A 17894-nucleotide genomic window follows, 5' to 3' on the forward strand; every position below is an offset into this window, starting at 1 on the left:
GTGTGGCCTTTTTAAGCGCGCTGTGGCTCCTGTTTGAAATAATTTTTCGGAGCCATAGCCAAAGGATAAAAATCCTTGCCTCTCATGCGATATATCATCAAATTGCTATCTTTAGCTAAGAAACGCGCAAAGGTTTTTAGACAAACTGCCGTTGTGCAACATTTTAAGCTATTAAATCCAGCATCAAAATTGACTACTAGAAGACTTCATTACCTATCTGGCCTCATGTTAGCTTTTTTTACCGGGCTCCATTTACTCAACCACCTCTACAGTGTTGCAGGGACTGACCAGCATATAGAGGTTATGAAAAGCCTGCGCCTTGTATACCGCAACATTCTTGTGGAGACAATTCTTCTGATGGCCGTGCTTTTACAAATAGTGTCGGGCATAAAGCTCTTCAAGAAAAGCCGGAAGGCAGCTGTCAGCAACATTGATAAGCTGCATCGTTGGATAGGACTTTACTTAGCGGCTTTCTTTGTTATTCATGTAGGCTCTGTATTAGTGGGACGTACTATTCTGCACCTGGACACCAACTTTTATTATGGCGTAGCAGGATTGAACACTTTCCCATTCAACCTGTTCTTTATTCCCTATTACGGGCTTGCCACCATCTCCTTTTTTGGGCATATGGCAGCGATACACAGCAAGAAAATGAAACAGGATGTTTTTGGCTGGACACCACAAAGGCAGGCAAAAGCAATTTTGGGCTTAGGTATTATCCTGACAGCCTTTATGTTTTATGGCTTGACCAACCGTTTTAAAGGAGTGGAAGTCCCAACCGAATACAATGTTCTTATTGGAAAATAAAACGAACGCACAACACTGTAAGGCCACTATGCGCAGGGTCTGCTCTCCTTCTTAAGAAAATTGATAATTATCTGTAAAGGAAAGCAAGCATTTTGCAACACGGTTCATCCGCACACCGGCAATACCTCCCACCTTAGTAGCAATCAGATGACAAGAATAATAGACAAAGATGAGTTAACAAGTATAAACTCTAAGACTATTGTATCCTTTGATAAAAAAGGTGGTGGTACCTGGGAAATATGGAACAGATACATATCCATTGACGGAAAACCTGCATATGAGATAGGCAATATTTGTGGCACCTGTAGTTTCTACTTTGAAAGGCTTGATGGTGCTAATCAAAATATAAATCCTGTTGAGACTATTCAGTTGCTTAATGAAGGACTAACCTTACTTGATAAAAGTGTTTTAGAAAAAGTCGCGACAATTATTCCAGATGGCTAATATGAAGTTTTGCTTTTGACTGTTTTTCCTTAGCAAGTGTCACTTGGAAAAGACCAAGATTATTTTGCCAATGAAGAAGTAAAGCTTTGGGGGATTGACGGCTTTTGGGGCATGCCCCACCATCAGAAAGTCAATTATTACAGGGGAACGGACCAGAAGATAAAACAAGATGAAAAGGTTTTTAAGTTCTTGGTGCTGATTTTCCCTCAGACGTGGTTAGAGCCTGAACGGGTAAGTTTCTACAAGGAACAGATAGAGAGTGGAAAGACACCGACTGCCATAAGTTTATCAGTATTAGACATCAAAGCGCCAGCAGTTTGGACTGACGATATAAAGCCTGAATTTATTGGGCATTGGTGCTTAGCGCACTACATATTAGACGGACATCACAAGATGTTTGCAGCATCAGAAATTGGAAAACCTATAAATTAAATTTGTTTCCTTGCTACAGAAGAAGGGATTTATGAGTCATTGGACGATATAAAACTTCTTCTTGAAACGATATAAAATTAAAAATAACAGCTACAACCACACCCATAAGATAGCTACGCCGCCTTATGGCCAAGTAAGTTAGCGGTCATTGTAAAGCGTCACCCTACAAATGAATGAACTGAAGTTAAAACAATCTTTTGACAAATATTTCGATGCACCTGTTGAAGTGTGGAAATCATTCACTGACCTTTGCGAAGAGGTGAAATTTAAGAAAAATGAAGTTATAAAACCCAATGGACAAACTGAGAAAAACGCCTATTTTATCTTAGAAGGTGCTTGTGGAGTATTTCTTTGGAAGGAAAATAATTTTGTCTGTTTAGACATTGTGTTAGAGAATAATTTTTTTTCCGACCATATGTCTTTGATAACCGAACAACCTTCGCCCCTCGAAACAGTTGCTATTGAAAAAACCCTTGCCCTGAAAATCAGTGCAAATAATATTGCAAAACTTAAAAAAAGTCCTTTTGGAAACTTTTTATTTTTATTGGGAGCTGAAAATTCTTTTGTGGAAAAACAACAACAGCAAATTGACCTCTTAACAAAAACTGCGGAACAACGGTATATGGAATTAATCCAAAAAAGTCCAGAAACTATCAAAAGAATTGCTCAAAAACATATTGCCTCGTATTTGGGAATTACGACACAAAGTTTAAGCAGAATAAGAAGCAAATAGTATTATATTATTAACTTACGGTAACTTTTTCTAAAAGCATAGATTTTACCTTTACGGAATAATTAACTAAAAAAGGTAAAATGAAATCAACAACTTTATTCGCAATCTGTCTTTTGTTAAGTGTTTCGGTTTATGCCCAAACTAACACTGATATAACGAGAAAAGGATTTGTATTTGGATTTTCTTCGGGGATTGCAAATACGGTTTTGAGCTTTTCTAGTAAAAGCCAAAACAATACAAACCTAGCTTTAAACTGGAAAATAGGTTATATGCTAAATCCAAAGATTGCATTATTACTAAATGGTGCAGTTTCTATTTATGAATATAATCTGTCAGACAGAAAAAGGTTAAGGGATTTTGGTGGTGTTTTTGCTTCTACTCAATATTTTGTATCTAATAAACTGTGGATATTAGGTGGCCTTGGTGTTGGTACAGATGCACCAGTATTCTATGACCTAAAACCTGAAAATACTATTGAGACTAAATATTATTCAGGGATTGGAGCGATCTCAAGTATAGGTTATGAAATTTATCGAAAAAATAATTTTGCGCTAGATTTACAAGCTCGAATAAATTATAATGCTGTCAATTTACCCATTGGCAAGACTAATGGATTTACTAGCGCACTGCAAGTAGGGCTTAACTTTTACTAACACAATATTGATTTTAGTTTGAACAAAGCAATAAATCTATTTTTAGAGTTACTATTTGCCGTAGTCCTTTTTCCTATTTGTAGTATTCTGTGAATAATTCCATAAGATAACCTAAGGCGGAAGACTTAAAAAAACATTGGTGAGCTGTAAATATTGTTGAAAGTATTTCAATTCTCGTAAATATTTTTTGTCCGTCATTTTGTTAATGAAAGGCTATATTGTCAAATAAAAATTTTATTACACAGTTGTATATATAATTTTGTGGATATCCTTTGTTTTGTTCATCTGGAACACAATTGGAAATATATTTACCCAAACATTATTTGAAAACCTATTTTCCAATATAACAGGAAATTCATCAATATTATTTTGGGAAATCCTAATGAATAGAAAAACTCCGAACCGCTAACACAAGTTTGGCAAAAGTGGCGGTTCAGTGCTTGGTAAACACATTTGTGGTGAAAATTTCCAACTTCGCCAAGCCCGAAACCGTTGTACTTAACTTAATATCATGATTGAATTTCTTCTTGCATTATAGGGCTTTCCATACAACTTGTCTTCCTATACAAGAGAGAAATATTGACAGACAAAAAAATGAAATTTGGCTTTGGTTAGGTTCAGCATTCTTATTATTAGTTGGGATTACTTTAGGCAACATATATGGTTCTGAGATAAAAACTCTACCTCTTTTAATGGTCCCATTGATGGCTTATATTATTTTTAGATTGCTATTTTGGTCTTTCTTATCAGCTTTTAAAGAGGAACCTGTAGATACCTTTTGGTCAATGAACATTTAGCTGATGAGACCTGGTGTTTTTAACTTCCTGTTTTGGTGTTTGGCACTAGCAGTTCCTATATTAGTTACAACTTTCCACAAGCGAACCAATACCCTTGTCAAAAACACTTTGAATATCTAAAACAACACTCTATACTGGGGAATTGGAATAATGCCTAACTGGTATTCTGTTTCTAACCCGCCACTGCGGGCATTGTATCGTTGTATAAATACATTCTTTGTATTCATCAGATTCTGAATATCCAGAGCAATTTCGTGGGTAATACGGGGGCGGTTGATGCGGTAGGATAATTTCAGGTCCGTGCGGAAGTAGTTATTCAACTTTTGCGAATAGGCGGCATCATACTCATAAACACCGATTCCGGTTGCTTTAGATTTATCCAAATTGATGGGTGTGCGGTAGTTCCCCCCGGCAGAAGTTAATTTCCAGTCAATATTAATATTATTTCTTTGCCCAACTTTGAATTCTTTTCCCGCCAGTAAGTTTATTACATAGCGGCCGTTATAAGCAGTATTTCTTAGTATACCGTCGCTGCCTTTATATTTAGAGTTAAACAAAGAAGCGGTTAGCAGGTAATAATATCCCTTGGAGTAAAACTTTTCCAAAGTAAGTTCCACCCCAATATTACGGCCTGTTCCTTTGTTGGTTAAGCTGTCCGTAATTATGTTTTCCTGCTCTATGGCGGCATTCAAGATAGAAAACGAACTGCTTCTTTCTTCTACCGGTACATTCCGTAAATCCTGGTAATAAGCCTCTATTTTTAATCTTAAATCGGGCATAATCAGGTAATCATAGGCTAATACTATGTGGTGGCTCTGGGTAAAGTCAAGATTTTTATTAGTTAGGACGTTAGTCCCTCCTGGAACAGGCGTTTGGATAAAATAGGACGTTAGCAGTTGGATTTGCGAGTGCAGTCCGTACCCCAAATTAAGCGACTGACCGGGAGCGGGTTTGTATTTTAACCCTAATCTGGGTTCTACGGCATAGCTTTGGCTGATGGAAAAATAAAGAAAGCTTAAGCCGGAGTTCAACGTAAGTTTGTCGGTAAACTTGTTCTGGAATTGCGTGTAGCTTTGAACTAAAGTGCCATAACCCTTACTGTTCCGGAGATTGCGCCACTGTTCCGGGCTAGAAAAAAGCTTGGCATGCTTCAAGTTGTAACCGTATACATCCACAATTACACCCTTATGGAGCGATTTTTTAGCATCTATTTTCTTGTTTAATGATAGATGGGCGGAGTATTTGTTCTGCAGGTAGTTTACCTTTTCATTATAAATAGCACTATTATCTTCGATACTAATAGAATCTAAATTTTCTCTTTGCCCCACGGAGGAAGCTGCTAAGGTGATTTTGTAAGAAGTGGAGCTATTAAAATAATATTGATGCGAAAAACCAGCTACCCCGGTATAGTCATCGGTAAATATATTTTTATCCGTGGTTCCGGTAAGATTATTTCCCGTGGTGTCCAGTTCGCTGCCCAGTATATCAATGCTGCTTTTCCCGCCCATTCCCCAAAAACTAAACTGTCCGTATTTGGCGGAGGGTATATTCACTTTGTAAGTTAAATCCTGGTAGAGAGGGACGGCGGAACCGGTGCCAAAATTCATGCCTAGTGCTTTAAAAACGCCAAGCGTGGAATAGCGGTAGTTAACCAGATAAGAACTTTTACTATTTTTACGGAAAGGCCCTTCTGCTCCTAACTCAAAACCATTAAAGCCCATCTGCCCCAAATATTCCCTTTTTTCGCTGTTCCCCGACCGTAATTGTAAATCGAAAACACCAGCTATTGCATTGCCATATTGGGCGGGGAAAGCGGCCGTAAGAAAATCTGATTTATCCAGCACATTGTTATTGAGCATACTTACAGCTCCCCCCGTTGCTCCCAGCGGACCGTAATGGCTGGGGTTCGGAATATTAATACCATCCAATCGCCAAAGTACACCGGCCGGAGAATTACCTCTAATAACAATATCATTTCGGGCATCATTGGCACCACTTACGCCAGCAAAATTAGTGGCCATTCTGGCTACATCGTTACGACTGCCGGCATATCTTCTAGTTTCTTCCACATCGAAGGAACGGGCACTTACGGTTGCCATTTCATTGTTTACCGAAGCCTTCGTTTGTCTATCAGCCAGGATGAGCACTTCCGATGCATTGCTTGTACTTTCGTCCAGCTCAATGGTTAAGTATACTTCTTTGCCCGACGTAACCAAAATATTGGCTATTACTTTAGTTTCATAACCTATGTAAGATACAGCGAGCGTAGTTCGGCCAATAGCTACTCCGGATAGGCGGAACACACCATTTTCATCGGTAGCATCGCCTACCAGCGGATTAGTATCCGAAATGATGATACTGGCCCCAATTAAGGGAAATTTAGATTGGGCATCCACCACTTTCCCTCTGATGGTTTGGGTGATTTGCTGTGCATAAACAGAGATCGCTAGTAGCAGCAAAAAGCTAGTAAGCAGGATGTTTTTCATTGCTAATAAGAAGGGTTTAAGATGTTGGATATAAGAGTAATGGTTATAGAAGCTTGGTATTTACTCAATAAGGGATAGAAAATTTCCTTTATAGACGAGGATGAAATTCTACTTAAATAGAATTTTCTCTACCGGTAACCTGATCCAAACATACAGCAAGAAAAACTGAGATGGGAAGCATTGGGATGGCTGTCAAAAGAAATGGGAGGAAGGTAAAGCTTTGGGATAAATGACAAATAAGCCGGCAAATGGCAACACTTGCAGTTATTTATCCTTTAACAATTGCAGGATCTCAGCACTATATTTTCTGGATACTGGCACCAAAGTTTCGGTTTGGGCAAAATGCAGATTATATCCTTGCGCATTACCTGACACCCGTGTAACCTGGAAAAGATTAACAATATACGACCGATGGCAACGGCGGATAAGCTTCGTATTGATTTGTTGCTCCAATCTGGTTAGGCTTCCCCGGATAAGTTCTTTTTGTAGGTTGTCCGCCTTCATTAAGAATAAGGTAGAATAGTTATCGCTGGAAGTAATAAACAGCAAAGCATTGGCCGGGAAAATAATTTTATCTTTCCCGTTATCGGCGGTTAAATCTATTATTTCCGGTACATCCGCTGCTGTTGCCTCCGGCTGATCTAATGCTATGGCTGCCGCAACTTGGGTGTTTCTTTTTAATAATCTAACATAATTAGTGATGGTGATGATAAAAACCGGGAAAATACCAACGGCTAAGGTAATGGACTGAAAAAACAAAAAACTACCTATTGATAAATTAACCAATCCGATTAGAGTGCTAAACAGGAGATTGGTTATGCTAATAAATATAATCTGGTAGATAAACCAAGCTAGCTGTTTTTTTACGGTCCACTTCTCTTCCGAGAAGGCAGAAGAGAACATCTTTTTAATGCCAATATCATTAAAAAGCATACCAAAAGTAGTTATTAGCCCATAAGCAATAACGGCAAAAACTCTTTTTGCAACTGTTAGTTGGTTTAGTTGGAAAGGTTGGAAGACTAATAGAAATAATGCCACAAAGAATCCACAAACAAGTGCAAGTGTTATTTTTTCTGAGGTCTCAGTGGAAAGCGGATATGGTTGACAAAGTAGATTTAAAAACCTATTAATTCCTTTTCTAGCCATAAATATTAAGCTACTTTTAATTAACCCTTTGCCGAAGCACTAAGTTAAATTTTTCTGGTTTATGGCTGAAAATAACTTATTGTTTGTTTTGTTATAGTTTTAATAATTTGGTCTTTGTTATCATAAATAGCAGCCAACCTATTGCCTTCAATATCCTTTATCTGTCTGTATCAATTTAAAAAATACTTTTTAGTATTCCAGCGGCTGAGTAATATCCAAGCAACTTCGGATGATTTAGCCGCTATCGGCACCAGGAATTTCCTTTCTTTTCCCTTTCCAGAAGCATTACAAAGGGCAGAGATTACCTCTTATGTAACATAAAAGTAATATGCCGCAAATAGCCAGAGAGGCTGGAATTAAAGGGTCTGGTTTTGGCATTTTCAGGGGGCAGCAACTTTTAACTGGTGCTTTCTATTGTTCCGGATAAATACTATATTCAGTAGTCCGGTTCCGGCTACCAGTTGTTTTCGACAGTTAAGCCGAGTAAACTTCCATGTAGGCATGAAATGATAAGCTTATTTATTACAGCCTTAGTAATAATTTCATCCTTATCCACTGGGTTCTCACAGAGCAGATATTCTGGAAAGGTTGAGATTAGCTATTTATATTTTGGATTCAGAACAATAACCGTTGATGCTGCACCAAACTGGAGAGGTTATCATTTAGAGAATGCACAGAATGGGATAGGTATAAATTTGATAAGCGGTTTTACATTCAAAGAAAAGTTGTTTGCAGGAATCGGGATAGGATATTTGAATTTTGATTTAAATAATGAGGGTATAAACGGCATCTGCGTATTTTCCGATCTTGAGTTTACTCCGCCATCCTATAGAAAATTCAGTCCTTACCTAAACACGAAAAAAGGATATAGTCAGTTACACAGCCAGTTTTGGAATCGGAATGAAAACAGAACAGGAACGGCACTCGTTGAGTTGGGGGCAGGATTGAGGCACAGACTGACTGAAAAAATGGAAGTTTATTTACAATCAGGTATTTTGCTTTCCCAACAATCTGCTTTCTTTCCTATCAGGATAGGAGTACATTTTTAGTTGTTTGGTAAAAGCTTAATAGAAGTTGTAGAAGATAATGCTTCAAAAAGTCCAACAATAAATCTTATACCGTTCATCACGCCCGAGTACCAAAGTAATTAAACAACAAGTATAAAGATTAGGACATAGTATTGACATACGCCATACCTATAAGGTAGCCACGTCACCTAATAATCAAGTACTTTACTCTTGTTTATCATGAAAGGGCTAATCGGCCGATCTAAAGAGGCCTGAAGCCTAATTTGAATCCTCTAAAAGATAAACTCGGTCAGCTACTGCTGAATGAGTTTCTGTAAGGTAGGATGAGAAGTAGGTAAACCTACTCTGCTACTATTTGGTCACCATCAAGTCATAGTCCTTTTCAATTACATAGATGTAAATACCCGGCTTCAGGCCAGAAATTGGAATTTTGCCTCTGGAAGAGTATTTTCATTAGAATAATTCTTTTAGACAGCCTTCTTCAAAATAGAAATTAGAGGATGCTAACCGATAGCTCGGGAACTAAGGGGCTTGTACTTAAAGTCCTGTGGCTTATATTCAAGGAAAAGCCTCCGGAAGGCCTTTTTCATTCGAATAATTTGTTTTTGCGGTAGAAAAGAGCTTTTAACTTGCTTGTGCACCCTTTTAATCTAGACCTTATGAACCAGGTGATGTAACAGCTGCATCAAATTTGGAAAATCTACCGGTGAGGCCGTCGCAATCAAGGCATCTGGCCACTTACTTATATAAAGCTTCTATGCCTCATTACATAGTTTTGAGGCAGCTCCTAAAACAAAACGAAGAATCACTTTTGCAGTACAAGATTATTGTGAAAGCTTATTCTGCTTGACAATTTTTAGATACCTAAGAATAAATTAATTGCGAACATTCGTTTGAAATTGGTTTATTTGAATTTAAGTGTTAAACTTACATTTAAAATCTGCCGTGCTCCTGAAACGGTGTAAAAAGGCAATCATCAAATTACTGTTTTGCTAAAATTTATCTGATATGAAAAAAAGACTGCTCAGTTTTTTATTCTTTTTTGCAAGCCTTTCGGCCTATGCACAAAACACTGCTACTCTCTCTGCCCAGACCAATCCTGAGCGTGTGATTAGCCGACATATCTATGGCCACTTTGCAGAGCACCTGGGACGCAGCATCTACGGTGGCTTTTATGTAGGCGAAGACAATAAAAAAATTCCGAACACGGCCGGTGTGCGCAACGACGTGGTAGAGGCACTTAAAAGACTGAAAGTGCCGAACCTGCGCTGGCCCGGAGGCTGCTTTGCAGACACGTACCACTGGAAAGACGGTATAGGCCCGAAAGAAAACCGACCAACTATTGTAAATACCTGGTGGGGTGGTGTAACAGAAAACAACAGCTTCGGAACACATGATTTTCTGAACATGTGCGAACTGCTTGGCACAGAACCTTACCTGGCCGGTAACATGGCGAGCGGTACCGTGCAGGAGCTAATGGATTGGGTACAGTATGTGAACTTCGAAGGCGAAAGCCCTATGTCGAAGCTGCGCAAGGAGAACGGCCGTGAAAAACCTTGGAATGTGAAATTCTGGGGAGTTGGAAACGAAGCCTGGGGCTGCGGTGGTAACATGACACCAGACTATTATGCCAACGAGTATCGTAAATATGCTACTTTTATGGCCGGCTGGACAAACGAGAATAACCTTTTCAGAATTGCTTCAGGCGCTAACTCTGCCGATTATAACTGGACAGAGGTGCTCATGAAAAACATTCCGCACAACATGCTGGGCGGTGTGGCCCTGCACCATTACGCTGTAATCGACTGGAACAAAAAAGGCCCATCTAAAGATTTTACAGAGCAGCATTACTTTGCTACCATGAAGAGCGCACTCTTTATGGAGGAGCTGGTAAACAAGCACACCGCTATCATGGACAAATACGATCCTAAAAAGACGGTAGCTTTGGTGGTAGACGAGTGGGGGGGCTGGTATGAAGTGGATCCAGGCACCAATCCTGGTTTCCTGTATCAGCAGAACACTATGCGCGACGCCATGATTGCCGGTGTAACCCTGAACATCTTTAACAACCACAGCGACCGTATTCGTATGGCAAACCTGGCCCAGGCTATTAACGTGCTGCAAGCGGTTATTCTAACAGACGAAGAGAAAATGCTGTTGACTCCTACCTACCATGTGATGGAGATGTACAACGTGCACCAGGATGCGTTTTACCTGCCATTAACAGTTAAGAGCGCTGATTACACCATGGGTAACGACAAGTTGCCTGCTGTATCAGGATCAGCCTCTAAAGATAAGAACGGAGCCACCCACATTACCCTGGTAAACATCGACCCTAAAAAAGGACAAGACATTACGGTGAGTATAGACGGTGCTAAGTTTAAGTCGGTGAATGGCCGCGTGCTTACTTCTAAAAATATTCAGGACCATAACACCTTCGATAAGCCAGACAACATTAAGCCTGCCAACTTTAAAGGTGCTAACCTGAAAGGAAATAACCTCACCGTTAAGTTGCCAGCCTGTTCTGTTGTGGTGCTGGAGTTGAAGTAAGAGGTACTGCTTAATAGCACCTGAAGCTCAACAAGCTTGTATAAAGACAAAAGCCAAAAAAACCTTGAATAGAAAAATAAATAATGTATAGGCTTTGCAGGAGCATGTAGTAAACCAGTCTGTTTGCTCCATGCTCCTGTTTTTTTGCCTATTATTCCAGGTGTTGTTGGTCAGTAAGCATTTGTCTAGACCGGATGTGCAGAAGTGATAAGTAGCTGTGACAGAGCTTGCATCCAATGCTTTACCCCTCAGCCAACAAATGAGGGACTCTACGAAACCAGGAGTTCTAAACAAATGGCGACTTGAAGTGCCAATAAAGACTGATTACTTACGAAAAAGACCAATCGTTAATGGTGAACCTAAAGGCCCAAAATGCGAATGGAAAAGATAAGGCACCCGAAGCGAGCATAATGTTTGTACTACAGGTCTTAATTAAAATTGAAAATCTAAAATAAATCTACACATGAATCTACATTCTAAGCTAGGCAAAATAGCAGGAGGACTTGCCATGGCAGGACTATCTTTTGCAGCAACTCCAGCTATGGGCAATATGCCAGCCGATACGGTGGTAAAAGCAACAGGCAATCCCATTTTTACTCACAAGTATACCGCCGACCCGGCTGCTTTAGTACATAAAGGCAAAGTGTATATTTATGCTGGCCATGATGAGGCCCCAGCGCCACGTGAAGGTTATGTGATGAATGAATGGTTGGTTTTCTCATCAGAAGATATGGTAACCTGGACGGAGCACCCAGTGCCGTTGGCTGCGAAAGACTTTAAGTGGGCGAGTGGCGATGCATGGGCATCGCATGTGATCGAGCGTAACGGTAAGTTTTATTGGTACTCCACGGTAACGCATGCTACCAAACCAGGTAAGGCCATTGGTGTAGCGGTGGCAGATAACCCAATTGGCCCGTTCAAAGATGCTATCGGCTCCGCACTAATTACAAACGACATGACCACTGATACCAATATCAGTTGGGACGATATTGATCCGGCTGTCATAATAGACGACAAAGGCCAGGCCTATATGTTTTGGGGTAATACTATTCTGTATTACGCCAAGCTGAAAGAAAACATGATAGAACTAGATGGCCCGATTAAGAAAGTCTCTAACCTCCCGCATTTTACTGAGGCCCCGTGGGTGCACAAGCGCAAAGACTGGTACTACCTATCGTATGCCTATCAGTTTCCTGAGAAAACAGCATATGCCATGAGTAAGAGTCTGGATGGCCCTTGGGAGTACAAAGGCATATTGAATGAACTGGCCGGAAACTCAAACACGAACCACCAATCTATTATTGAGTTTAAAGGAAAGAGCTACTTTATTTACCACAATGGAGGAATTCAGACACAAGGCGGAAGCTTCCGCAGATCCGTTTGCATCGATTACCTGGAGTATAACAAGGATGGATCAATAAAGCGCGTGCAGATGACATCTGAAGGAGTAAAGCCTGCGAAATAAGTAATTGCCTAACTTAAATTTTAAAGCCGCCCTTATCAGCTAAAACTGGCAAGGGCGGCTTTTTGTAAGGGATAAGAACAGGTCGCTAAATTAGTCTCTGAGACTTTCCTGTTATTGCTTTTTACATGTTATTTGCCAGAAAACCTGAGAAGGTTTGTCTCCCATATTCTTTGCAGGTTCCTTTACTTCTTTGGCTTCCACTAATCCGTAAACTCTAAATTCTTTTTCTATGGAACCGGCATGGTAGAAGAAAAGCTTTACACCGTGCCTGGTTAAGAAATAGTTGTGACCTATTTTTTCTCCGTGTCCGTAAGTAGCGTCGTTTTTAGAAATTGCTACAAAAACCATATATCCACCTGGTTTCAGCTGATGGTAGCAATCACTAATTAGTTTCCCTCGTTCTTCTTCATTCAGTAAATGAATTAAAGCGTAACAGAAAATTCCGTCATAGAGCTCCTGGTCAAAAGGCATGGCACTAACAGAACCATGATGTACCTTTATGTGCTCTCCGTAATGCTGCTTAGCTAACTCAATAGCTGTCTCAGAAATTTCGATGCCGGTAACATCAAATCCCTTATCGGTAAAAGCCTTTGCATTTCTGCCATAACCAAACCCAGGTATCAAAATCTTATTCAGATCGTTTTTTGTAAATAACTCTAAGGCTGCCAAAGCGGAATCTGCAGGTTCAAATCCCCACATGGTCAGTTTGTTTTGAAAACTTGACTCCCAAAATTCGGTCATAATCTTTTCTGTTAAAGTAATGTACTTAGGTTTTGATGCTTCTGATTAACAGTTGCTGACGTGGAGTGGGTAGGGCAGAGGCTTAATCCGGAGGTTTAGTTAAATATGCAGTTAGCTTCTGTTAAGATGATAGGTTTGCCTTCAGTAATGACAATGGTATGTTCGTGCTGAGCCATATATCCGCCCTTATTGCCAACCATTGTCCAGCCATCGTTTTGTTCTACTGCATAAGTAGAAGATGTTGTTATAAAAGTCTCTATAGCAACAACAGCGTTTTTCTTAAATCTTCTTTTATCGGAGCGGTTTCTATAATTCAGCAATTCATCGGGCTGTTCGTGCAAGCTTCTGCCAATGCCATGTCCTCCAAGATTCTTAATTACTTTGTAGCCTCGCTTTTTTGCTTCTGTTTCCATCAGATGGCCGATATCAGCTATTTTTACACCACCTTTTATATTATTAATCGCTTTTTGCAAAATTTCTTTTGATGCATCCACCAGTTTCTGATGCTGATGAATATCTTTCCCAACTACAAAAGAGCCACCATTGTCTGCCCAAAAACCATTTAATTCAGCCGAAACATCTATATTAACTAAGTCACCTTCTTTAAATATGCGTTTGCTGGAAGGAATACCGTGGCAAAACTCATTGTCAACGCTAATACAAGTCCATCCGGGAAATCCATAGGTTTCGTAGGGTGCAGACTTAGCTCCAAAACCTGATAGTAATTTAGCTCCATACTCATCAAGTTCTTTGGTGCTCATTCCAACTTGTGCATACTTCGTCATTTCTCTTAAGGTATAAGCAACAGCTTCACTCGCCGCTTGCATACCTTCTAAGTCAGTTTCTTTTGTTATGGACATAATCTGGGTTTTAATGTTCTTTATTTAATTCAGCTGCGCTTTTCGTTTAAGCTATGTGCAGCAAAGACTGATCGCCTGCAAATGTGTGCTTTTGTTTTTTCTATTACTAGCTCAACGTTAATTTAGCTATACGACTTTTAATGCCTCCTTTATAATCTCTTCCGGGCAGGAGCAAAAAATGCTGAGACCTCTTTGTTGAACTTTAACGGTATTTTCTGCGGAGCATAATGTGAGGCTTAAGTTGCCATACCACTACCTCCTATAATTTGTACCCAGTTATATGTACCCAGTTTATTTGTACTGCAAATAGAGGTTACTAAATCTATTTTCCTTAACCTGTCAGAAGCCACGATGATATTGGTCAATACTAACAAAATGAAACCAGTAACCTGAGCGATACCACTGAACCAATATAGTATTATATTTCGACAGAGATAGATACGCTACTTTCAATCAAACAAAAAAGCCCTTCCCACCCGAGTGCTATTTCAGGAGCAAACTCGTCTGGAAGGGCTTTTTTATTAGAATAATTTGGTCAGCTGCTCAGGCTATAAGGTTTAGTTGCTGCTGTCTCTGCGTCGTATTTTAATTCTGATGGCATTTTCGATTGGCTTCTCTGATACCAAGGTAATGTAGCCACCGCCACCAGCACCACTCAATTTCCACCCAAGTGCCCGATCAGCATATAGCCCAATCTGGCTCATAATGCTTTCGTCTACCATATTGGGGAAGAGGCTAATTTGTGCCTCAAAAGATTTTCTGAAATTTTCGCCAAAGGCTTTGGCATCTTTCCTTTGAATGGCTTCCCAGCAACCTTCAGCAGCATCGGCAAGTGCTTTTGCGCCAGCTTCTGTTAAGTTGGTATTATCTACTACGGCATAGTCTGAGGTGCGCGGGCCAAGGGTTACCAGGTACAAGTGTGACTCCAGCCAATCCAGAATTTCGTCGTCGTGCACCGATTCAATGGTGTCTGGCCAGTAATTGTTGTTGTAATACAGGCGGTTCAGGCCTGGCAATACAATACCAAGAGCATCCTGCGAACCAGCTACCTCTTTGGTGCCAGGAGGGTTCTCGTACGTAAACAGTATTTTAGCCAGTTTCTCATGATCGCCAGCAGGTATGGCAGTACGCCATAATTCTATCGCTTTATGACGGGTACTCGAGGCCATGCCGCTTCTGTTGTTAAACTCAAGGGTTGGCTCTATCGAGATGGTGAGCACTGGCCCAGGGTGGTAAGCAGAAACAAAAGGCTGGTCGAGCCACCCGCCGGCTATATCTATCCGAAACGGGATGATGCACTCGGTACGCAGGCTGGTGGTGCTTCTGGCTGGTAAGTTTTCATGGGGAATCCGCTGGAGCACTCTGTACTCAATGTTGCGCTCCTTGCAAATTTCGGCTTTGGCAGGCGTGGCACCATCTTCATTTACAATAAAAATGTCGGGCTGAATTTCATCCATTTCCTTCATGAAATCCATAATGCCGTACCCCTTGTTTATGTGGCAGCGGGTGGTGCAGCCAAGTGCATCTATCATATAGCGCCGCTCATCCTGAGAGTTTACAGGGTAGCGACCTTTCAGTTGGTGTACATTTTCGTCGTTACCAATGCAAACGTGCAATTCGCCAAAGGCGGCAGCTTCTTTTAAAAAGGCTACGTGTCCGCTATGGAGCAGGTCAAAGCAACCGCTTACCATAACTTTTTTCTTTTTTTCCATTAAAACAATTTTCAGGTTGAGAAGGCAATCCGTTATGCAGGCTTATTATTAGTTGCGGGTACACAACCGGTAAGCATGCGTTGCTGTACTTCCTCTTATATACTTGGTTTCGAATTATACTAATAAAAACGGACTTCCGGAGCTATTTGCAATCCTTTAACTACCAGGCCCTGTTTAAGCGGTTTAGATCCGGCCTTAAACAGATACTGCCCAACTGCCTTTGGTAAGGGAGTCAGGCAGGCTCTTCAACTGTTTTTTTGCTATATAAGTTACACCTAATTTTCGCCGCTAAAGTCTTTAAAGGTTTTAGAGATGTTCTCGTTTGTTGCTTTCTGCTTGTTCTGCCAGCTGGCATCCAGCTCCAGCGCTACCAGACCCTTCAGGTTCATCACGGCTACAAAATCGTCTACATCTTTTAAGAACTCTTTGGAGTCGCCTCTGCGGCGGGCCGATTTCAAGGCATACTTCCTGGCAAAGATGTCACCTTTGGTTTGTAGCTCATTGCGCTTCTCCATAATGTAGTTGAGGCGGTCAATCAGGTCTTTGGTGTTGCGGCCAAGAACTTCTGTAGCTTCCAATGTGCCAATGGTCATCACCATGGTACCACCCACAGTGGTTATTTTCTTAGAGGTAGCTGCTTCTTCTACCACCACAGGGGCTACACCCGTTACGGCACCAAGCGACGCATTGGTTAGTGAGCGCCCTTTTTTGCCTTTTCGGGCACGATTGTATTTCTTCTTCAGGTCTTTTTCTGCTTCTTTCAGTTGCTCCATCAGGTCCCAGGCTTTCACTAGAGCTGCCCGGTACTCACTATACAGCTTCTGGTCCTTCTCAACCTCATTTACAGTATTTACAATCGAAAAAGTAATTTTCCGGTCGTCTCCTTTGTTCGATTTATCTACCACATAAAACGTGATGTCAAAGGTGAGGGTGTCTACTGGATCCTTCACAAAGTCATAGCCGGGCCTCCAGATAAACTCATACTGCGTGGGAGTGTTTTTTACCAGTGCCGACGACGGCACATTGGGGTTCTCAGAAATAAAGCTGAAGGAGGCTATATCGCTTTCGCCGTTCTCATCGGTCAACTGGAACTTCAGGTTAATGGTGGCATCTTCGTTATACACGAACTTAGACTGCGACGGAAACATCTGGATGCTGGGTGGGATGTCCTGCTGCGTTACCTCAATTTGAAACTGCCCTTTGGTACGAGCCTTGGCTGGCTGATCTTCTACATAAAACTCCAGCGTAATGGGCTTGTTTTGCAGCTGCCGGAATTGTGTGGTAGAGGGTTTCCAGGTAAACTCTCCCTGCTCCGACAGTTTTGAACCCTGCGGCATAGAGTTAGGGATAGGAATAAACACTATTGGATCGTTATCCTCATCTTTTATAGCAGCGGGGTCTATGCGGTAGGTGTTGGTGGTGTTGTAGCGCACATAAAACGGTTTTAGCTCGCCCACGATGGGTGGCCTGTTCACGTGCTCTACCACAAAGTCTATAACCTGGCTGGCTCGCTCATCTTTTTCGTTGGTAACCTCGAATTGCAATTGAACCGTGCGGGTTTTGTCTAGCCGGTCTACAATGTCATAGCTCGGAGTCCAGGAAAAATGGCCCAGAGAATCGAATATTATGCTAGGTATACGGCCCTGGTTCAGGGAGTAAATGTACTGGCTACCTGTACCGCCGGTCACTTTTACCTCAAATTCTAGTTTTTGCCCTTCTTTCAGCACATTCCAACCAGCCTTATCTGGAAAAACAAGCCGTAGCGACGAGCCCTTGCTATTTTTTGCCGTAGTCTCTGCCCCAATAATCTCCACCTGGGCATTTGTTTGAACTATAAAAAAGAGAACAGCGGAAAAAAGTAAAATGCACTTTTTCATAAAAAGAACGTGACGTAAAATTCAGAAGTTAAAGTTAGTAAGATCATGCAAATTTTCATCCATTACACTGCAAATTGCCTGGGATGTATACAAGCGTTAAGGCCTACCGGAAGCACAAATCGCTAACCCGTTGATTGGCCATAATTGTCTTCCTAAGCAGGTG

14 protein-coding genes are annotated in these 17894 nt (G+C 41.0%); 8 read left to right on the plus strand and 6 right to left on the minus strand.

Going from position 1 to position 17894, the window contains the following annotated elements; all coding sequences use genetic code 11:
• Positions 1-84: 84 nt before the first annotated feature.
• The 5 genes from ACMA1I_RS07735 to ACMA1I_RS07755 all read left to right on the plus strand — a co-directional run bounded on the left by ACMA1I_RS07735 (position 85) and on the right by ACMA1I_RS07755 (position 3069).
• Positions 85-807 (plus strand): hypothetical protein, encoded by a 723-nt coding sequence (locus tag ACMA1I_RS07735; RefSeq protein ID WP_337067731.1) that lies wholly within the window; start codon positions 85-87, stop codon positions 805-807.
• A 147-nt stretch (positions 808-954) separates the two neighbouring features.
• Positions 955-1251 (plus strand): hypothetical protein, encoded by a 297-nt coding sequence (locus tag ACMA1I_RS07740; RefSeq protein ID WP_337067732.1) that lies wholly within the window; start codon positions 955-957, stop codon positions 1249-1251.
• A gap of 36 nt (positions 1252-1287) precedes the next feature.
• Entirely contained in the window at positions 1288-1683 is a 396-nt protein-coding gene (locus tag ACMA1I_RS07745) for a hypothetical protein (RefSeq protein ID WP_337067733.1), read from the plus strand.
• Between the two features lie 169 nt (positions 1684-1852).
• A complete protein-coding gene (locus ACMA1I_RS07750; protein WP_337067734.1) occupies positions 1853-2416 on the plus strand; it encodes a Crp/Fnr family transcriptional regulator in 564 nt (187 codons plus the stop codon).
• A gap of 80 nt (positions 2417-2496) precedes the next feature.
• Entirely contained in the window at positions 2497-3069 is a 573-nt protein-coding gene (locus tag ACMA1I_RS07755) for a hypothetical protein (protein WP_337067735.1), read from the plus strand.
• A gap of 913 nt (positions 3070-3982) precedes the next feature.
• On the opposite strand, the gene ACMA1I_RS07760 is transcribed toward ACMA1I_RS07755, so the two are convergent.
• Positions 3983-6352 (minus strand): TonB-dependent receptor, encoded by a 2370-nt coding sequence (locus tag ACMA1I_RS07760; RefSeq protein WP_337067736.1) that lies wholly within the window; start codon positions 6350-6352, stop codon positions 3983-3985.
• 264 nt (positions 6353-6616) lie between these two features.
• Positions 6617-7498: a LytTR family DNA-binding domain-containing protein gene (locus ACMA1I_RS07765; protein WP_337067737.1), complete on the minus strand. Its 882-nt coding sequence runs from the start codon at positions 7496-7498 to the stop codon at positions 6617-6619.
• 506 nt (positions 7499-8004) lie between these two features.
• On the opposite strand from ACMA1I_RS07765, the gene ACMA1I_RS07770 reads away from it, so the two are divergent.
• The 3 genes from ACMA1I_RS07770 to ACMA1I_RS07780 all read left to right on the plus strand — a co-directional run bounded on the left by ACMA1I_RS07770 (position 8005) and on the right by ACMA1I_RS07780 (position 12541).
• Positions 8005-8547 (plus strand): hypothetical protein, encoded by a 543-nt coding sequence (locus ACMA1I_RS07770; RefSeq protein ID WP_337067738.1) that lies wholly within the window; start codon positions 8005-8007, stop codon positions 8545-8547.
• A gap of 987 nt (positions 8548-9534) precedes the next feature.
• Positions 9535-11076, plus strand: a complete 1542-nt coding sequence (locus ACMA1I_RS07775) for an alpha-N-arabinofuranosidase (protein WP_337067739.1) — start codon at positions 9535-9537, stop codon at positions 11074-11076.
• Between the two features lie 463 nt (positions 11077-11539).
• Positions 11540-12541: a glycoside hydrolase family 43 protein gene (locus ACMA1I_RS07780; protein WP_337067740.1), complete on the plus strand. Its 1002-nt coding sequence runs from the start codon at positions 11540-11542 to the stop codon at positions 12539-12541.
• 111 nt (positions 12542-12652) lie between these two features.
• On the opposite strand, the gene ACMA1I_RS07785 is transcribed toward ACMA1I_RS07780, so the two are convergent.
• From ACMA1I_RS07785 to ACMA1I_RS07800, 4 genes are all read right to left on the minus strand, one after another.
• On the minus strand, positions 12653-13282 hold the full coding sequence (locus ACMA1I_RS07785) for a class I SAM-dependent methyltransferase (protein WP_337067741.1): 630 nt from the start codon (positions 13280-13282) through the stop codon (positions 12653-12655).
• A gap of 95 nt (positions 13283-13377) precedes the next feature.
• A complete protein-coding gene (map, locus tag ACMA1I_RS07790) occupies positions 13378-14142 on the minus strand; it encodes a type I methionyl aminopeptidase (protein ID WP_337067742.1) in 765 nt (254 codons plus the stop codon).
• 557 nt (positions 14143-14699) lie between these two features.
• The gene (locus ACMA1I_RS07795) at positions 14700-15854 is read right to left on the minus strand and encodes an adenylyltransferase/cytidyltransferase family protein (RefSeq protein WP_337067743.1); all 1155 of its coding nucleotides are present in this window, start codon (positions 15852-15854) and stop codon (positions 14700-14702) included.
• A 275-nt stretch (positions 15855-16129) separates the two neighbouring features.
• A complete protein-coding gene (locus ACMA1I_RS07800) occupies positions 16130-17731 on the minus strand; it encodes a hypothetical protein (protein ID WP_337067744.1) in 1602 nt (533 codons plus the stop codon).
• Positions 17732-17894: the final 163 nt, after the last annotated feature.

The organism is Pontibacter sp. 13R65 (assembly GCF_047525655.1).
Taxonomy (GTDB): domain Bacteria; phylum Bacteroidota; class Bacteroidia; order Cytophagales; family Hymenobacteraceae; genus Pontibacter.

Coding starts and splice junctions, on each gene's coding strand:
- ACMA1I_RS07735 (WP_337067731.1), top strand. CDS start 85: ATGCGATATATCATCAAATTGCTATCTTTAGCTAAGAAACGCGCAAAG.
- ACMA1I_RS07740 (WP_337067732.1), top strand. CDS start 955: ATGACAAGAATAATAGACAAAGATGAGTTAACAAGTATAAACTCTAAG.
- ACMA1I_RS07750 (WP_337067734.1), top strand. CDS start 1,853: ATGAATGAACTGAAGTTAAAACAATCTTTTGACAAATATTTCGATGCA.
- ACMA1I_RS07755 (WP_337067735.1), top strand. CDS start 2,497: ATGAAATCAACAACTTTATTCGCAATCTGTCTTTTGTTAAGTGTTTCG.
- ACMA1I_RS07760 (WP_337067736.1), bottom strand. CDS start 6,352: ATGAAAAACATCCTGCTTACTAGCTTTTTGCTGCTACTAGCGATCTCT.
- ACMA1I_RS07765 (WP_337067737.1), bottom strand. CDS start 7,498: ATGGCTAGAAAAGGAATTAATAGGTTTTTAAATCTACTTTGTCAACCA.
- ACMA1I_RS07770 (WP_337067738.1), top strand. CDS start 8,005: ATGATAAGCTTATTTATTACAGCCTTAGTAATAATTTCATCCTTATCC.
- ACMA1I_RS07775 (WP_337067739.1), top strand. CDS start 9,535: ATGAAAAAAAGACTGCTCAGTTTTTTATTCTTTTTTGCAAGCCTTTCG.
- ACMA1I_RS07780 (WP_337067740.1), top strand. CDS start 11,540: ATGAATCTACATTCTAAGCTAGGCAAAATAGCAGGAGGACTTGCCATG.
- ACMA1I_RS07785 (WP_337067741.1), bottom strand. CDS start 13,282: ATGACCGAATTTTGGGAGTCAAGTTTTCAAAACAAACTGACCATGTGG.
- map (WP_337067742.1), bottom strand. CDS start 14,142: ATGTCCATAACAAAAGAAACTGACTTAGAAGGTATGCAAGCGGCGAGT.
- ACMA1I_RS07795 (WP_337067743.1), bottom strand. CDS start 15,854: ATGGAAAAAAAGAAAAAAGTTATGGTAAGCGGTTGCTTTGACCTGCTC.
- ACMA1I_RS07800 (WP_337067744.1), bottom strand. CDS start 17,731: ATGAAAAAGTGCATTTTACTTTTTTCCGCTGTTCTCTTTTTTATAGTT.